The organism is Geodermatophilus sp. SYSU D00814, assembly GCF_054050055.1.
In genome coordinates, this window is the sequence record NZ_JBJGYP010000008.1 from 74296 (window position 1) to 89278 (window position 14983).

The window sequence follows — 14983 nt, forward strand, 5'->3', positions numbered from 1 at the left end:
CTCCCGGGTCCGGTCGCTGCTGAGCGGGCCTGCACGGCCATGGTGGCACGCCCCCGGCGGTGTCGCCGGTGACGCCTACCCTCGACCGCGTGTCCACGCCGGCCTACGCCCGTCCCGCACGGCGCCGCCCGCCCGCCTCCCCGGCCTCGCCGTTCGACCCGGACGAGACGCCGCTGGCCCGCACCCGCCGGGCCCGCCGCATGGCCCGTGAGCTGGCCGTCCTCCACCCCGACGCGCACTGCGAGCTCGACTTCACCAACGCCTTCGAGCTGCTGGTGGCCACCGTGCTGTCGGCGCAGACCACCGACAAGACGGTGAACAAGGTCACCCCCGCGCTCTTCGCGACGTACCCCGACCCGGTCGCGCTCGCCGGCGCCGACCGGGCCGACCTGGAGGAGATCCTCAAGCCCACCGGCTTCTTCCGCGCCAAGGCCGGCTCCGTGCTCGGGCTGGCGCAGGCGCTGGTCGAGCGGTTCGACGGCGAGGTCCCCGGCCGCATGGCCGACCTGGTCACCCTGCCCGGCGTCGGCCGCAAGACCGCCAACGTCGTCCTGGGCAACGCCTTCGGCGTCCCGGGGCTGACCGTCGACACGCACTTCGGCCGGCTGGTCCGCCGCTTCGGCTGGACCGCCGAGGAGGACCCGGTCAAGGTCGAGGCCGAGGTCGCCGGGCTGGTGCCCAAGCGCGACTGGACCATGTTCAGCCACCGCGTGATCTTCCACGGCCGCCGCGTGTGCCACGCCAAGAAGGCCGCCTGCGGCGCGTGCGGGCTGGCCCGCTGGTGCCCGTCCTACGGCATCGGCCCCACCGACCCCGAGGCGGCGCTGAAGCTCGTGAAGACGCCGGCGGCGTCGGACACCGAGTGAGCACCGGGGACCGGGGGAGCGCGGCACGGCGGGCCGCCGCCCTCCTGCTCGGGCTCGTCGCCCTCCTGTCGGCGTGCACGGCCTCGCGCGACGCCGACGCGGGGGAGACGACGGCCGCCGCGGCCACCTGGAGCGCGCCGCTGCAGGCCTGTCCCGAGCAGCCCGACACGCCGGCGCGCGGGGCCGAGACCCTGCCGGCGGTGTCCCTGCCCTGCCCCGGGGGCGGCACGCTCGACCTCGGCCGCGCCCCGGGCGTGCCCACCGTCGTCAACCTCTGGGCGAGCTGGTGCGCCCCGTGCCGGGAGGAGCTCCCGCTGGTCCAGGACCTCGCCGACCTCGTCGACCTCGCCGGCGGCCGGGTGTCGGTCGTCGGCGTCGTCAGCAAGGACGGCGTCCCGCAGGCCGACTCCTTCGCCGCCGACGCCGGCGTCACCTTCCCCAGCGCCTACGACCGCGACGGCGCGCTGATGGACGGGCTGGGCGTCAACGTCCTGCCCTTCACCTACCTCCTCGACGCCGACGGCGCGCTCGTGCACACGAAGGTCGGCCCGGTGGCCTCGGTCGACGAGCTGCGCGCGCTGGTCGCCGAGCACCTGGGCGTGCAGCTGTGACCGGCGCGACCGGCCCGGGGGTGCTGCCCGGCGTCGACACCTCCGACCTGCCCGGCTGGCTGCGGCGGCTGCTCACCGCGTCGGGCGACCTGCCGCTGCGCCACCGCCTGGGCGAGCCCAGCGACACCGCGCGCCGCTCGGCGGTGCTGGTGCTCTTCGGCGAGGGGCCGCGCGGCGCCGACGTCCTGCTCATCGAGAAGTCCGCCCGGCTGCGCACCCACGCCGGCCAGCCGGCCTTCCCCGGTGGGGGCGCCGACCCCGGCGAGGACTACCCGGTCGGCACCGCGCTGCGGGAGGCGCACGAGGAGGCCGGTGTCGACCCCGACGGCGTGCGCGTGCTGGCCACGCTGCCCGAGCTGTTCCTCGGTCCCTCGGACAACCTCGTCGTCCCGGTGGTGGGCTGGTGGGACGACCCGGCCGACGTCGCCGTCGGCGACCCCACGGAGGTCGCGCGGGTGGCCCGGGTGCCACTGGCCGACCTCACCGACCCGGCCAACCGGTTCCGGGTGCGCCACCCCGCGGGCTACGTCGGCCCGGCGTTCGGCGTCGCCGGCATGGTCGTGTGGGGCTTCACCGCGGGGCTGCTCGACGCGCTGCTGGAGGCCGCGGGCCTCGGCCGGCCGTGGAACGCTCGCGACGTGCGGCCGCTGGCCTCCGCCGGGGTGCGGCCGGCCGCCGCCCCCGGCTCGCTGGGCGAGGGCGGCGCCGAGGACGCCGCCGCGCCGACGGTGGCCGACGGCGCACCCGGCGCCCCCGCGGCGCGTACGGTTCCGCGGCGATGAGCAGTAGGAGGACCTCCCCGCCCCCCACCACTCGCCGGCTCGCGGCGGGCCCCTGCGGGAGGGCCGTCGTGGTCGCTGCCGCGGCGGTCCTGCTCGCCGGCTGCGGGTCCGGGGACGGCGGGTCCGCCGCGGCGACGCCGTCGGCCGATCCGTCGCTGGGCACGGTCACCCTCGCCGAGGACGGCGTCCAGGAGGTCACCATCGAGACCCCCGACGACTACGTGTTCGTCCCCGACGCCTTCGCCGTCGACCCCGGCCGGGTGCGGCTGACCGTGACCAGCACCGCCGAGCAGATGACGCACAACCTGCGGTTCCGGCCCGACGCCGGCCCGGAGGAGATCACCGAGGAGATCCCGCTGCTCGCGCCGGGCGAGAGCCGGACCATCGAGTTCGAGGTCACCGCGCCCGGCGAGCACCCCTTCGACTGCACCTTCCACGTCCAGCTCGGCCAGTCCGGCGTCATGACGGTGCGCGGCTGAGCCATGTCGCTGGTCGACGTCGTCCTCATCGGGCTCGCGGTGGTCTTCGCCTTCTCGGGCTTCCGCCAGGGCCTGCTGGTGTCGGCGACGTCGTTCCTCGGCTTCCTCGGCGGCGCGGTGCTCGGCGCCCAGCTGTCCGGCCCCGTCGCCGACCGGCTCGACAGCACGCCGGTGACCCGGGTGTTCGCCGCCCTCGTCGTCGTCCTGGCCGGCGCGCTGCTCGGGCAGCTCGTCGCCGGTGCGGTCGGGCGGGCGGTGCGCCGCCGGGTCACCTGGGAGCCGGCCGAGGTGCTCGACTCCGTCGCCGGCGCCATCCTGTCCGCGGTCGCGGTGCTGCTCGTCGCCTGGATGGTCGCCACGCCGCTGGCCAGCGCACCGTTCCCGCAGGTGGCCGGCCAGGTGCGCCAGTCCGCGCTTGTGCAGGCGGTGGACGAGGTGGTGCCCGGCAGCGTGCGGGCGGTCTACGACTCGCTGCGGGAGGCGATCGACCGGCGGGGGCTGCCCGACGTCCTCGACCCGCTGACCCCCACGCGGGCCCGGGAGGTCGACACGCCCGACCAGGCGCTGGCGGGCAGCCCCGTCGTCGACCAGGTGAGCGGCTCGGTGGTGAAGATCAGCGGCATCGCGCCGTCGTGCTCGCGGCAGATCGACGGGTCCGGCTTCGTGTACGCGCCCGGCCGGGTGATGACCAACGCCCACGTGCTCGCCGGCGTGACCGACCCGGTGGTCGAGGCCGAGGGCCAGGAGTACGAGGCGACGGCGGTGTACGTCGACCAGGAGGTCGACGTCGCGGTGCTCGCCGTGCCGGACCTGCCGCAGGTGCCCCTCGCCTTCGCCGGGCAGGTGTCCGACACCGGCGACGACGCGATCATCATGGGCTACCCCGGCGGCGGGCCGCTGTTCGTCGGTCCCGCCCGCATCCGTGACCAGGGCCCGATCAGCGGTCCGGACTTCCGCAACACGCAGACCGTGCAGCGCGACGTCTACGCGCTGCGCGGCGAGGTGCGGGCCGGCAACTCCGGCGGGCCGCTGTTCGACCCCACCGGCCAGGTGCTCGGCGTGGTGTTCGCCTCGGCGATCGACGACCCGAGCACCGGGTACGCGCTGACCGCGCAGCAGGTGGACCCGGCCGCACGGGCGGGCGCGGTCGCCACCGCGCCGGTCGACACCGGCCCCTGCGAGTAGCGGCCCCCGTCAGGGCACCGCCCCGAGCTGGCGAGGGGTGGGGGGGAGGGGGTCCCTACCCCAGTCCCTGATGGCGGTGGCGACGTCGGCGGCGGCCTCCTCCTGCGGGAAGTGGCCGATGCCGGGCAGCTCCCGCCACTCGTAGGCGCCGGCCACGTAGCGGCCCGATCCGCGCGCGGTCCGCGGCAGGACCAGCGGGTCCCGCCCGCCGTGCAGCTGCAGGGTGGGCGCGGTGACCGGGGCGGCCATGCGGCGGGCGTAGCGCAGCCCGTCGGGACGCACCTGCGAGCGGCCGGCCCAGCGGAAGTACTCCATCGACCCGTAGGCCGCCTGGGGGATCCGCGCCGCGGACCGGTAGCGCTCGACGGCCTCGGCGAAGTCGGCGGTGTGCGTCCACTCCGGTCCGGCCCAGCGGCGCAGGAAGTCCGCGACCGGGTCGTCGTCGGTGCGGGTCAGCCGCCGCTCGGGCAGCCGGGGCAGCTGGAAGCGCAGGACGTGGCGCAGCGCCCGCCGCTGGGCGGGGTCGCGCAGCCCGGCCCGCAGCAGCCGCGGGTGGGCCATCGAGACGACGACGAGCCGGCGGACGCTGCGCGGGTGCAGCGCGGCCATGGTCCAGGCGACCAGCCCGCCCCAGTCGTGGCCGACGACGACGGCGTCCCGCTCGCCGAGGGCGCGCACCAGGGCCGCGACGTCGCTGGCCGCCGTCGGCAGGTCGTAGCCGCGCGGCGGCTTGTCGCTGGCGCCGTAACCGCGCAGGTCGGGGGCGACGGCGCGGAAGCCCGCGTCGGCGAGGATCGGCAGCTGCGCCCGCCAGGTCCACCAGTACTGCGGGAACCCGTGCAGCAGCAGGACCAGCGGCCCCTCGCCGGCCTCGGCCAGGTGCAGCCGGACGCCGTTGGCCGAGGCGTCCCGGTGCAGCCAGGGACCGGGCAGCAGGACGCTGGTCGCGTCGGGCCGCTCGTCGGCGGGGACGCCCCCGGGCCGCCCGCTCGCGCCGCTCAGACCAGGTAGGAGTCGGGGGAGCGCCGCTCGACGCGCCCGTTGCTGACCGTCGGCAGCGCGCGGCGGCGGGTGCCGGGGGTCTCGCGGTGCATGACCTCGGGCAGCTCGCGCAGCGACTCCAGGGTCCGCTCGGGCTTGTCGATCTTCTTGAGCATCCGCATGCCGATCAGCCCGGCCACGGCGGCGACCGCCAGCAGGCCGACCGTGACGATCAGGTAGGACACCCAGCGGGGCAGGCCCAGCCAGGTGAACAGCTCGGCGAGCATGACGAACAGGAAGAACCCGGCGAAGGCGAGCAGCGCGCCGGCCGCCCCGAACAGCCCGGCGCTGACGCCGGCCTTCTTCGCCGAGCGGGTGACCTCGGCCTTGGCCAGCTCGATCTCGCCGCGGATCAGCGTGGAGACGTCGGCCATGGCGCTCTGCACCAGCGACCCCACCGAGGGCTCGTCGCTGACGGCTTGCCGCCCGGCGGACTGGGTGGACGACGCGCTGTGGGCCACGGGGGCTCCTCCCTGGTCGGGCTCGTCGGGTCGGCCGCCGGAGGCGACCTGACGGTGATCGTCCCCCATGATCGCCGCGCCCGCGCCCCGGCGTCCCCCGGGGGTGCGTCCGGGGCGGGTGGCGAGGCAGTGGAAGCTCTCCCCACGTCCTGGGTGCCCGGACGTGGGGAGAGCTTCCTATGCCTGGTGCGGGCTCAGCCGTCCGAGGACGAGGACGCCGGCAGCTTCTCCTTGATCAGGTTCATCACCGAGTCGTCGGTCAGCGTGGTGACGTCGCCGAGCTCCCGGTTCTCCGCGACGTCGCGCAGCAGCCGCCGCATGATCTTCCCCGAGCGGGTCTTGGGCAGCTCCTGCACGACCATGATCTGCCGCGGCTTGGCGATCGGGCCGATGTCCTTGGACACGTGCGTGCGCAGCTGCTGGACGAGGTCGTCGCCGGAGTCCTGCGCGTTGCCGCGGAGGATCACGAACGCGACGATGCCCTGCCCGGTGGTCGGGTCCGACGCGCCGACGACCGCGGCCTCGGCGACGGCGGGGTGCGCCACCAGCGAGGACTCGACCTCGGTGGTGGAGATGCGGTGCCCCGAGACGTTCATGACGTCGTCGACGCGGCCCAGCAGCCATACGTCGCCGTCGGGGTCCTTCTTGGCCCCGTCGCCGGCGAAGTAGACCTCCTTGCCGAAGCGCGACCAGTAGGTGTCGACGTAGCGGTCGTCGTCGCCCCAGATGGTGCGCAGCATCGACGGCCACGGCGCGGTCAGCACCAGCAGCCCCGTGGAGTCGTCGCCGAGCTCGTTGCCCTCGTCGTCGACGACCTTGGCCGAGATGCCGGGGAACGGGGTCTGCGCGGAGCCCGGCTTGAGGTCGGTCACGCCCGGCAGCGGGGTGATCATGTGCGCGCCGGTCTCGGTCTGCCACCAGGTGTCGACGACCGGGCAGCGGCCCCCGCCGATGTTCTGGTGGTACCAGAGCCACGCCTCGGGGTTGATCGGCTCGCCGACCGAGCCGAGGACGCGCAGCGAGGTGAGGTCGAAGCCGGCCGGGATGTCCTCGCCCCACTTCATGAACGTCCGGATCACCGTGGGCGCGGTGTAGAGGATCGAGACGCGGTACTTCTCGATCAGCTCGAACCAGCGGCCGCGGTGCGGCGTCTCCGGCGTCCCCTCGTACATCACCGACGTCGCCCGGTTGGCCAGCGGGCCGTAGACGATGTAGCTGTGGCCGGTGACCCAGCCGACGTCGGCCGCGGTCCAGTAGACGTCGCTGTCGGGCTTGAGGTCGAAGGTCGCCCAGTGCGTGTAGGCGACCTGGGTCAGGTAGCCGCCGGAGGTGTGCAGGATGCCCTTCGGCTTCGCCGTCGTGCCCGACGTGTACATGATGTAGAGCGGGTGCTCGGCGTCGAAGGACTCGGCGGTGTGCTGCGGCGACTGCCGGTCGACGACGTCGTGCCACCACAGGTCGCGGCCCTCGGTCCACTCGACGTCCTGCTCGGTCCGCCGGACCACCAGCACGTTGCGGACGCCCTCGGTGCGGGTCAGCGCGTCGTCGACGGCGGGCTTGAGGGCGCTGGGTGCGCCGCGCCGGTAGCCGCCGTCGGCGGTGATCACCACGACGGCGCCGGCGTCGGTGATCCGGCTGGCCAGCGCGTCGGCGGAGAAGCCGCCGAAGACGACCATGTGGACGGCGCCGATGCGGGCGCAGGCCAGCATCGCCACGATCGTCTCGGGGATCATCGGCATGTAGATGGCGACCCGGTCGCCGGCCTGCACGCCGAGCTCGAGCAGCGCGTTGGCCGCCTTGCAGACCTCCTCGGTCAGCTGGGCGTAGGTGAGGGTCCGGGTGTCGCCGGGCTCGCCCTCCCAGTGGTAGGCGACCTGGTCGCCGTACCCGGCCTCGACGTGCCGGTCGAGGCAGTTGTAGGCGACGTTGAGCTTCCCGCCCACGAACCACTTCGCGAACGGGGGGTTGCTCCAGTCGAGGACCTGGTCCCAGTCCTGGGTCCACGTGAGCCGGCGGGCGGCCTCCTCCCAGAACGCCAGGCGGTCGGCCTCGGCGCGCTCGTAGACGTCCGGGCCCACGTTCGCCGACGCGGCCAGCTCCTGCGGGGCCGGGAAGCGGCGGCCCTCCGACCCGTTCGACTCGCTCACGTGTGCTCCTCCCGTGTCGTGGCCGGCGCACCGCCGGCGGGCGGCGTGTCCTGGCACACACCGTAGGGCCCCGACGACGCCGGGGTCAGGCCGTGCCACAGGCTGCACCAGACTGGCCCGGTGGACGGCGGACCGCAGGCGGCCGTGGCGGCCCGGGTGCCCGGTGCCGCCGGTCTGGGCCTGCTCGCGCCGCCCTCGGCCCGCCCGCTGCCCGCGCGGCTGCTGGCCGACCCGGGTTGGACGGCCGACCGGGTCACCGCGCTCGGCCGCCAGTACCGCAGCGACGACCGCCGGGCCCTCGCCACGGTCTGGTGGTACTCGGCGTCGGCGGTGCTGCTGACCCCGGTGGCCGCGGGGCTGGCGACCGGGCGCCCGCTGTCGGCGCGGCTGGCCGACACCACCGTGTACGAGGTCGGGGGGACCCTGCTCGCCGGGGTCTCGGCGGCGCCGTCGGGACCCGACCCGGCGGGGGACCTGCGCGACGCGCTCACCGCCGTGGTCGCCGCCGTCGCCGCGGCGGGCGGTGTGCGGGAGCGGCCGCTGTGGGCGGTGGCCACCGACTCGCTGGCCGGCCGGCTGCTGGCCCTCGGCCGCGCGCTGGGCGACGTCGCGTCGGTGACCGCGCTGGCCGCACGGGTGGCCGCCGCGGTCGGGGCGCCGATGCCGGTGCCGCGCTACACCGACGTCGGCGGCACCCGCTTCGTCCGCCGGGTCTCCTGCTGCCTGCTGCTGCGGCTGCCCGGGCAGCCGACGTGCACCGCCTGCCCGGCCCGCCCGCCGGAGCAGCGCCGGGTGCTCCTGGAGGACGCCGCCGGCCTCTGGTGAGCCGGCCTCACCGGGCCAGCGCGCGGGCGATCGCCGCCTGCAGGTCCTCGATCCCCTCGCCCGTCGCCGCCGAGACCGGCACCGCGTCCGGGTAGGCGGTGCGCAGCCCGGCGAGCCACCCGGCCGGCGCGACGTCGACCTTGTTGAGCGCCAGCAGCTCCGGGTGCTCGCGCGCCCCGATCTCGTAGAGCACGCCGCGCACCGCCGTCACCTGGGCCATGGCGTCGGGGGCGGAGGCGTCGACGACGTGCAGGACGAGGTCGGCCTCGACCACCTCCTCCAGCGTGGCCCCGAAGGCGTCGACCAGCTGGTGGGGCAGGTGGCGGACGAAGCCGACCGTGTCGGTGAGCGTGTAGTGCCGGCCCTGGGGGGTGCGGGCCTCGCGGACCGTGGGGTCCAGCGTGGCGAACAGCGCGTCCTGCACCAGGACGTCGGCGCCGGTCAGCCGGTTGAGCAGCGCCGACTTCCCGGCGTTGGTGTAGCCGGTGAGCGCCACCGACGGGACCCGGTTGACCCGGCGCCGGCTGCGGGTGCGCTGCCGCCGGGCGGCGGTCTGCTGCACCTGGCGCCGCAGCAGGGTGATGCGGCGGCGCAGGTGGCGGCGCTCGCTCTCCAGGCGCTGCTCGCCCGGCCCGCGCACGCCCGTCCCGGCCCCGCCCGCGGTGCGGCCGCCGCCGATCCGGGAGAGCTCCGTCCCCTGTCCGCGCAGCCGCGGCAGCTGGTAGGCCAGCTGGGCGAGCTCCACCTGCGCGCGACCCTCGCTGCTGCGGGCGTGCTGGGCGAAGACGTCGAGGATCAGCGCGGTCCGGTCGACCACCCGGGTGCCGACCCGGTCCTCGAGGTTGCGCACCTGTCCCGGCGAGAGGTCGCCGTCGGCGATGACCAGCCCGGCGTCCTTCTCCGCCACCAGCCCGGCCAGCTCGGTGACCTTGCCGGAGCCGAGGTAGGTGGCCGGGTCGGGCCGCTCCCGGGCCTGCACCATCCGTCCCACCACGGCGACGCCGTCGGTGTCGGCCAGCCGCTCCAGCTCGTCGAGCGGGTCCGCCGGGTCCCCGTCGCCGCCGCCCTGCGCGCGCAGACCCAGCAGCACCGCCCGCGGCGGCTCCCCGTCGGGGGCCCTCCCGGCGCCGCCCCCGCTCGCCGTGCCGTTCCCTGCCGTCCCGAGCAGCCACGCGCCTGGCATCCCGGCCTCCCGGCCGTCGTCGCCGGGGAGGAGGGCCGTGCTGACCCGGTCGTCCCGACCCCGTCAGCCTCGCCGGTGGGCTGCCGGCCCGCCACCGGGGAGGAGCAGCATCGAGTCGCCGAACTCGTGCCACAGGTACCCGCCGTCGACGGCGGCCCGGTAGCCGCGGGCGACCAGCTCGGGTCCGGCGACCGCCTCGAGCAGGAGCACGTGGCTGGCCTCGGGCTCGTGCAGGCCGGTGAGCAGCCCGGTCACCGCCCGGGCCGGGCGGTCGGGGCCCAGGACGAGGTCGGTCCAGCCCCCGCCGGGCCGGGTGACGCCGTCGTCACCGGTCACCGTCTCCAGCGCCCGGGTGACGGTGGTGCCGACGGCGACCACCCGCCGCCCGGCCGCCCGGGTCGCGGTGACCAGCCGGGCGGTGACCTCGGGGACCCGGTAGCGCTCCGGGGCCGGCGGCTCGTGCAGCTCCGGGCTGGAGACCCCGGCGTGCAGGACGAGCGGGACGACCGGGACGCCGCGCGCCATCAGCCGCACGAGCAGCCGGTCGGTGAACGGCCGCCCGGCGCTGGCGTTCTCCGCGCTGCCCGGCTCGGTGGCGTAGACGTTGCGGACGTCGGCCAGGGACACCGGCGCGGCGAGGTGGGCGTAGTGCACCGGCCGGCCGTACCGGGCCAGGTAGGCGGCCACCCCGACCGCCGGGGTGGCGTGCGCCCGCCACAGCCGCCGGGGGGCCGCCGGGTCCGGGAACCCGTCGCGCAGCACCAGGCGCACGCCGCCGGGCAGGTCCAGCGCGGCGCCGGGCTCGAGCCCGGTCTCGGGACCGTCGTCGGTCGGGCGGCGCACCTCCACCACCCAGGAGCCGTCGTCGAGGGTGGTCGAGACGTGCAGCGGGGTGGTCGCGCCGTCGGCCCGCCGGGCGGTCAGCCGGGCCGGGAGCGTGGCGGAGGTGTTGACCACCAGCAGGTCGCCGGGCTCGAGCAGGTCGGGCAGGTCGGTGAAGCGCGCCGACGTGGTGCGGCCGGGCCCGACCGCCAGCAGCCGGACGCCGTCGCGGGTCAGCCCGCGGCGCTCCGGCGGGGCGGTGGCCGGCGCCCCCATCGGCAGGACCGCGGTCACGAGCGCACTGCCGTGGCGAGCTCGGCGACGCGGACGCGGGGGCCGGTGACGTCGCCGTCGAGCACCCGCAGCAGCGCCGGGGCGACGTCCTCCGGCGCGGCGAGGTCCGCCGGGTCGGCACCGGGGTCGGCGGCCGCGTGCATGTCGGTGGCCATGTCCCCGGGGTCGACGGCGAGGACGCGCAGCCGCGGGTGCTCGACGGCGAGGACGGCGGTCAGCAGGTCCAGCGCCGCCTTGGTCGCGCCGTAGCCGCCCCAGCCCTCGTAGGCCTCGACGGCGGCGTCGCTGGTGACCGTGACGACGGTGCCGCCCGCCCGCTCCAGCGCCGGCAGCACCGCCTGGACCAGCGCCAGCGGCGCGACGGTGTTGACCCGGAGCAGGTCCTCCAGCGCCGCCGGGTCGAGGTCGGCCAGCCGCGGCAGCGGCGTGGGCCCGAGCGCGGAGGCGTTGGCCACCAGCAGGTCGAGGGAGTCGCCGGCCGCGGCGGCCAGCGCGGCGCGGTGCGCGGGGTCGGCGACGTCGCCGGGGACGGCGGTGACCAGGTCGGGGCGGGGGAGGGCCGCGACGGCGGCGGCGAGCCGGGCGGCGTCGCGGGCGTCGACGACGAGCCGCCAGCCGCGGCGGGACAGCTCGGTGGCGAGGGCGAGACCGAGGCCGCGGGAGGTACCGGTCACCAGGGCGGTGGGAGTCATGGCGGTGGGAGTCATGGCGGTGGGTGTCATGGCGCTACGCTGTGATGTGAAGGCGACTTGAGGTCAAGGGGGCCGGCGTGGAGTTGCTCGCGATCGGGGAGGTGGCCGCGCGCTCGGGCCTGGCGCCGTCGGCGCTGCGCTACTACGAGGCCGAGGGGCTGGTGGCGGCCGAGCGCACCGCCGGCGGCGCGCGGCGCTACCCGCGCTCGGTGCTGCGGCGGCTGGCCTTCGTGCGCGCCGCGCAGAACGTCGGCCTGTCGCTGCCGGAGATCCGCGAGGCGCTGGCCTCCCTCCCGGAGGGGCGCACGCCGTCGGCCCGCGACTGGGAGCGGCTCTCCCGCGGCTGGCGGGACCGGCTCGACGAGCAGATCGCGGCCCTGGTGCAGCTGCGCGACGGGCTGTCGTCCTGCATCGGCTGCGGCTGCCTGTCGCTGACCTCGTGCGGGCTGTCCAACCCCGGGGACGCTGCCGCCGCGGAGGGCCCCGGTGCCCGCCGGCTGTCCCCGGTGCTGCGCCGGCTGCCCCCGGCCGGTCGCGCCGGGGCACAGGCCGCGCCTCGCGGACCCGCGCCCGGGAGGCGATGATCGCGGCGGGACCGCACCGGAGGAGGGAGAGCCGGATGACCCTGATGCCTGCCGCCTTCATCGGCCACGGCAACCCGATGAACGCGCTCGAGCGCAACCGCTACACCGAGGCCTGGCGGGCGCTCGGCCGCGCGGTGCCCCGCCCGCGCGCCGTGCTCGTCGTCTCGGCGCACTGGTACGTCCACGCCACCGCGGTCACCGCGATGCCCCGGCCGCGCACGATCCACGACTTCTTCGGCTTCCCGCCGGAGCTGTTCGGCGTGGAGTACGCCGCCCCCGGCCTGCCGGAGCTGGCCGAGCAGGTGGCCGACGTCGTCTCCCCGACCTGGGTGGGTGCCGACCTCGACAGCTGGGGCCTCGACCACGGCGCCTGGTCGGTGCTCGCGCACGCCTTCCCCGACGCCGACGTGCCGGTCGCCCAGCTGTCGATCAACGCGCTCAAGGGCGCCGACTACCACCTGCAGATGGGTGCGGCGCTGGCCCCGCTGCGGGAGGACGGCGTCCTGGTGGTCGGCAGCGGCAACGTGGTGCACAACCTCGGCGGGGTCAGCCGGGCCATGCCCGACGCCGGCTTCGACTGGGCGCAGCGCTTCGACGAGGCCGCCCGGGAGCTGATGCTCGACGACCCCGCCGCCATCGCCCGCCTCGACGGGCACCGCGACTTCGACCTCGCCGTCCCCACGCCCGACCACTTCCTGCCGCTGCTGTACGTGGCCGGGATGGCCGGCGCGACCGGGACGACGGCGGAGGTGCTGGTCGACGGCTACGCCTACGGGTCGCTGTCGATGACCTCCTACACCGTGGGCATGTCGGCGCCCGCGACCGACGGCAACGGGTTCGCCGCACCGCTGCCCGAGGAGCCACCGCCCGACGGCGCCAACATCTAGGAGGCCCCCTCGGCGGGGGCACGGGGGCCGCTCCGTCACCTCAGCCCGCGGCGGCGGGCGGCTCGCCGGGTGCGGGGCGGGCGGTGTCGCTGATCCGCGGGAACGGCCGGGTGGAGAAGACCACCTCCACCGGCAGCCCGAAGAACTCCGCGATGCGCAGCGCCAGGTGCAGGCTCGGGTTGTACTCGCCGCGCTCGAGGTAGCCGACCGTCTGGTAGTGGACGCCGAGGGCGTCGGCGAGCTCCCGCCGGGTCACGCCCTGTTCCGCGCGCAGCAGCGCGATCCGGTTGTAGACCGCGTCGCGGTCGCCGCTCACCGGACCCACTGCGCCGCCGCGTCCCGGGCCGCGGCCACCTGCGAGCCGGACTGGCGGCGGGCCATCCGCCGCAGCACCCGCGGGGTGATCAGCAACCCGGCCACCGCCCACGCGGCGAGGACGAGCACGGTCGTCCCCGTGCGCCAGGAGTCGCCGAGCTCGACGGCGGCAGCGGAGTCCGGGAGGAAGGCCGAGCGCATGCCCAGGCCGATCCAGTAGGTCGGGAAGACCTGCGCGACGCCCTGCACCCAGCCCCACAGCGCCTGGACGGGGAAGAAGATCCCGGAGATCGCGGTGACCACGATGACCGGCAGCATCCCCCAGGTGGTCACCTTCTGCGTGCTCGGTACCAGCGAGCCGATGACCATGCCCAGCGGCAGGGTGGCCAGCAGCCCGAGCGCGACCACCCAGGCGACGGTGAGCCAGCCCTCCGCGCCGCGCTCCATGACCCCGTCGAAGAGCAGGAAGCTCGGCACCAGGATCACCAGCAGCATCGGCAGCAGCCCCAGCGAGTGGTAGACCAGCTGCCCGGTCACGTACCCCTGCATGCCGTGCGGCAGCGCCTTGTGCCGCAGCAGCGTGCCGTCCTCGCGCTCCATCGCCAGGGAGAACGCCGGGCCGACCACCACGCCGAAGGCGAGCAGGGCGGCGAGGACGCTGGGCAGGCTGTAGGCGACCAGCGAGATGCCGGTGCCCTCGAGCTGCTCGTCCCGGTTGAACCACAGGTACAGCAGCGTGGCGCCGCCCACGAAGAGGTAGAAGCCCTGGTCCTGCGGGCTGCGGAGGCTGAGCAGGAACTCCGTCCAGCCGCGCCGGACCCCGAGGCCCAGGGCGGTGCGGGTGGCGCTCACCGGGTCACCTCCACCAGCGCCGGCGCGCTGCCGGCGCCGGCCTCGAACCGCTGCACCATCGCCAGGTAGGTGTCCTCGAGGCTGGCGTGGCGGACCTCGAGGTCGGTGAGCGCGTCGCCGTGCTGCTCGAACAGCCCCCGGACGAACGCGACGACGTCGTCGGTGGCGTGCACGAAACGCTCCCGGCCGCACGCCCAGCGGACCTCGGAGGTGCCGGCCACCTGGCGGGTCAGCGCGTCGGGGCTGCCGTCGGCGACGATCCGGCCGTCGGCCAGGACGAGGATGCGGTCGGCCAGCCGCTCGGCCTCGGCCAGGTCGTGGGTGGTGAGCAGGATGCTGGTGCCCTCCAGGTCCGACAGCCGGTGCACCAGGTCGTGGAAGTCGCGGCGGGCCTGCGGGTCGAACCCGGCGGTCGGCTCGTCGAGGAAGAGCAGCTCGGGGCGGCCGACGATGCCGACGGCGACGTCGAGGCGCCGCCGCTGGCCGCCGGAGAGGGTGCCGATCCGGCGGTCGGCGAACTCCGTCATGCCGACGACCTCGAGCAGCCAGTCGACGTCGTAGGGCCGTGGCCGCTCCGGCGTCGCGTAGGGGGCGTAGTAGCCGCCCAGCTGCCCGAGCAGCCGGCGCGGGGTCCAGCGGGCGTGGTCGCGCCAGGACTGCAGCACCACGCCGACGCGGGCCCGCCAGGCGTCGTCGGCCCGGGCCGGGTCGGCGCCGAGCACCCGCACGTGCCCGGCCGAGGGCAGCCGGAAGCCCTCGAGGACCTCGATGGTGGTGGTCTTGCCGGCGCCGTTCGGGCCGAGCAGGCAGACGACCTCGCCCGCGGAGACCGTCAGGTCCACGCCGGTGAGGACCTCGGTGCTGCCGTAGCTCATCCGCAGGTCGCGGACCTCGACGACCCGGTCGTCGTCGGGCGGGGGAGCGGGACGCGGCATCGTCGCCTCCGGGGACGCTGGA

17 protein-coding genes are annotated in these 14983 nt (G+C 76.2%); 8 read left to right on the forward strand and 9 right to left on the reverse strand.

From position 1 onward, the window contains the following. The first annotated feature begins 89 nt into the window (after positions 1-89). From nth to ACI780_RS07935, 5 genes are all read left to right on the forward strand, one after another. A complete protein-coding gene (gene nth, locus ACI780_RS07915; RefSeq protein WP_456869005.1) occupies positions 90-866 on the forward strand; it encodes an endonuclease III in 777 nt (258 codons plus the stop codon). Next, the gene (locus ACI780_RS07920) at positions 863-1477 is read left to right on the forward strand and encodes a TlpA family protein disulfide reductase (protein WP_457002034.1); all 615 of its coding nucleotides are present in this window, start codon (positions 863-865) and stop codon (positions 1475-1477) included. The genes nth and ACI780_RS07920 overlap by 4 nt, the downstream gene beginning before the upstream one ends. Next, on the forward strand, positions 1474-2259 hold the full coding sequence (locus ACI780_RS07925; RefSeq protein ID WP_457002036.1) for an NUDIX hydrolase: 786 nt from the start codon (positions 1474-1476) through the stop codon (positions 2257-2259). Before ACI780_RS07920 ends, ACI780_RS07925 begins: the two co-directional genes overlap by 4 nt. Before the next feature lie 68 nt (positions 2260-2327). Further along, the gene (locus ACI780_RS07930) at positions 2328-2738 is read left to right on the forward strand and encodes a plastocyanin/azurin family copper-binding protein (protein WP_456869002.1); all 411 of its coding nucleotides are present in this window, start codon (positions 2328-2330) and stop codon (positions 2736-2738) included. Between the two features lie 3 nt (positions 2739-2741). After that, positions 2742-3923 carry a MarP family serine protease gene (locus ACI780_RS07935; protein ID WP_457002039.1) on the forward strand — a complete coding sequence of 394 codons (1182 nt, stop codon included), beginning with the start codon at positions 2742-2744 and terminating at the stop codon, positions 3921-3923. Positions 3924-3932: 9 nt separating this feature from the next. On the opposite strand, the gene ACI780_RS07940 is transcribed toward ACI780_RS07935, so the two are convergent. The 3 genes from ACI780_RS07940 to acs form a co-directional block, all read right to left on the reverse strand. After that, complete coding sequence (locus ACI780_RS07940; protein ID WP_457002160.1) at positions 3933-4925, reverse strand: alpha/beta fold hydrolase; 993 nt, start codon at positions 4923-4925, stop codon at positions 3933-3935. Next, on the reverse strand, positions 4922-5425 hold the full coding sequence (locus ACI780_RS07945; RefSeq protein WP_457002041.1) for a phage holin family protein: 504 nt from the start codon (positions 5423-5425) through the stop codon (positions 4922-4924). Before ACI780_RS07945 ends, ACI780_RS07940 begins: the two co-directional genes overlap by 4 nt. A gap of 194 nt (positions 5426-5619) precedes the next feature. Then, the gene (gene acs, locus ACI780_RS07950; RefSeq protein WP_457002043.1) at positions 5620-7572 is read right to left on the reverse strand and encodes an acetate--CoA ligase; all 1953 of its coding nucleotides are present in this window, start codon (positions 7570-7572) and stop codon (positions 5620-5622) included. A 120-nt stretch (positions 7573-7692) separates the two neighbouring features. Between acs and ACI780_RS07955 the strand changes: the two genes are divergently transcribed. After that, on the forward strand, positions 7693-8397 hold the full coding sequence (locus tag ACI780_RS07955; protein ID WP_457002045.1) for a (2Fe-2S)-binding protein: 705 nt from the start codon (positions 7693-7695) through the stop codon (positions 8395-8397). A gap of 7 nt (positions 8398-8404) precedes the next feature. Here ACI780_RS07955 and hflX read toward each other — a convergent pair whose 3' ends face one another. From hflX to ACI780_RS07970, 3 genes are all read right to left on the reverse strand, one after another. Beyond that, entirely contained in the window at positions 8405-9580 is a 1176-nt protein-coding gene (gene hflX, locus ACI780_RS07960; protein ID WP_456868997.1) for a GTPase HflX, read from the reverse strand. A 63-nt stretch (positions 9581-9643) separates the two neighbouring features. Then, positions 9644-10696 (reverse strand): S-adenosylmethionine:tRNA ribosyltransferase-isomerase, encoded by a 1053-nt coding sequence (locus ACI780_RS07965; RefSeq protein WP_457002048.1) that lies wholly within the window; start codon positions 10694-10696, stop codon positions 9644-9646. Continuing rightward, positions 10693-11418: an SDR family NAD(P)-dependent oxidoreductase gene (locus tag ACI780_RS07970; RefSeq protein ID WP_456868995.1), complete on the reverse strand. Its 726-nt coding sequence runs from the start codon at positions 11416-11418 to the stop codon at positions 10693-10695. Before ACI780_RS07970 ends, ACI780_RS07965 begins: the two co-directional genes overlap by 4 nt. A gap of 47 nt (positions 11419-11465) precedes the next feature. Between ACI780_RS07970 and soxR the strand changes: the two genes are divergently transcribed. Both soxR and ygiD read left to right on the forward strand, forming a co-directional pair. Beyond that, a complete protein-coding gene (gene soxR / locus ACI780_RS07975; protein ID WP_456868994.1) occupies positions 11466-11972 on the forward strand; it encodes a redox-sensitive transcriptional activator SoxR in 507 nt (168 codons plus the stop codon). Positions 11973-12007: 35 nt separating this feature from the next. After that, entirely contained in the window at positions 12008-12859 is an 852-nt protein-coding gene (gene ygiD / locus ACI780_RS07980) for a 4,5-DOPA-extradiol-dioxygenase (RefSeq protein ID WP_456868993.1), read from the forward strand. Between the two features lie 40 nt (positions 12860-12899). Here the strand turns inward: ygiD and ACI780_RS07985 are convergent, their stop codons facing one another. The 3 genes from ACI780_RS07985 to ACI780_RS07995 are packed head-to-tail and all read right to left on the reverse strand — an operon-like array spanning position 12900 to position 14961. Continuing rightward, complete coding sequence (locus ACI780_RS07985; RefSeq protein WP_089406067.1) at positions 12900-13175, reverse strand: helix-turn-helix transcriptional regulator; 276 nt, start codon at positions 13173-13175, stop codon at positions 12900-12902. Further along, positions 13172-14026, reverse strand: coding sequence for an ABC transporter permease (locus ACI780_RS07990; protein ID WP_456868992.1), 855 nt, complete (start codon positions 14024-14026; stop codon positions 13172-13174). Before ACI780_RS07990 ends, ACI780_RS07985 begins: the two co-directional genes overlap by 4 nt. Beyond that, entirely contained in the window at positions 14023-14961 is a 939-nt protein-coding gene (locus ACI780_RS07995) for an ABC transporter ATP-binding protein (RefSeq protein WP_456868991.1), read from the reverse strand. Before ACI780_RS07995 ends, ACI780_RS07990 begins: the two co-directional genes overlap by 4 nt. Between the last annotated feature and the right edge of the window lie 22 nt (positions 14962-14983).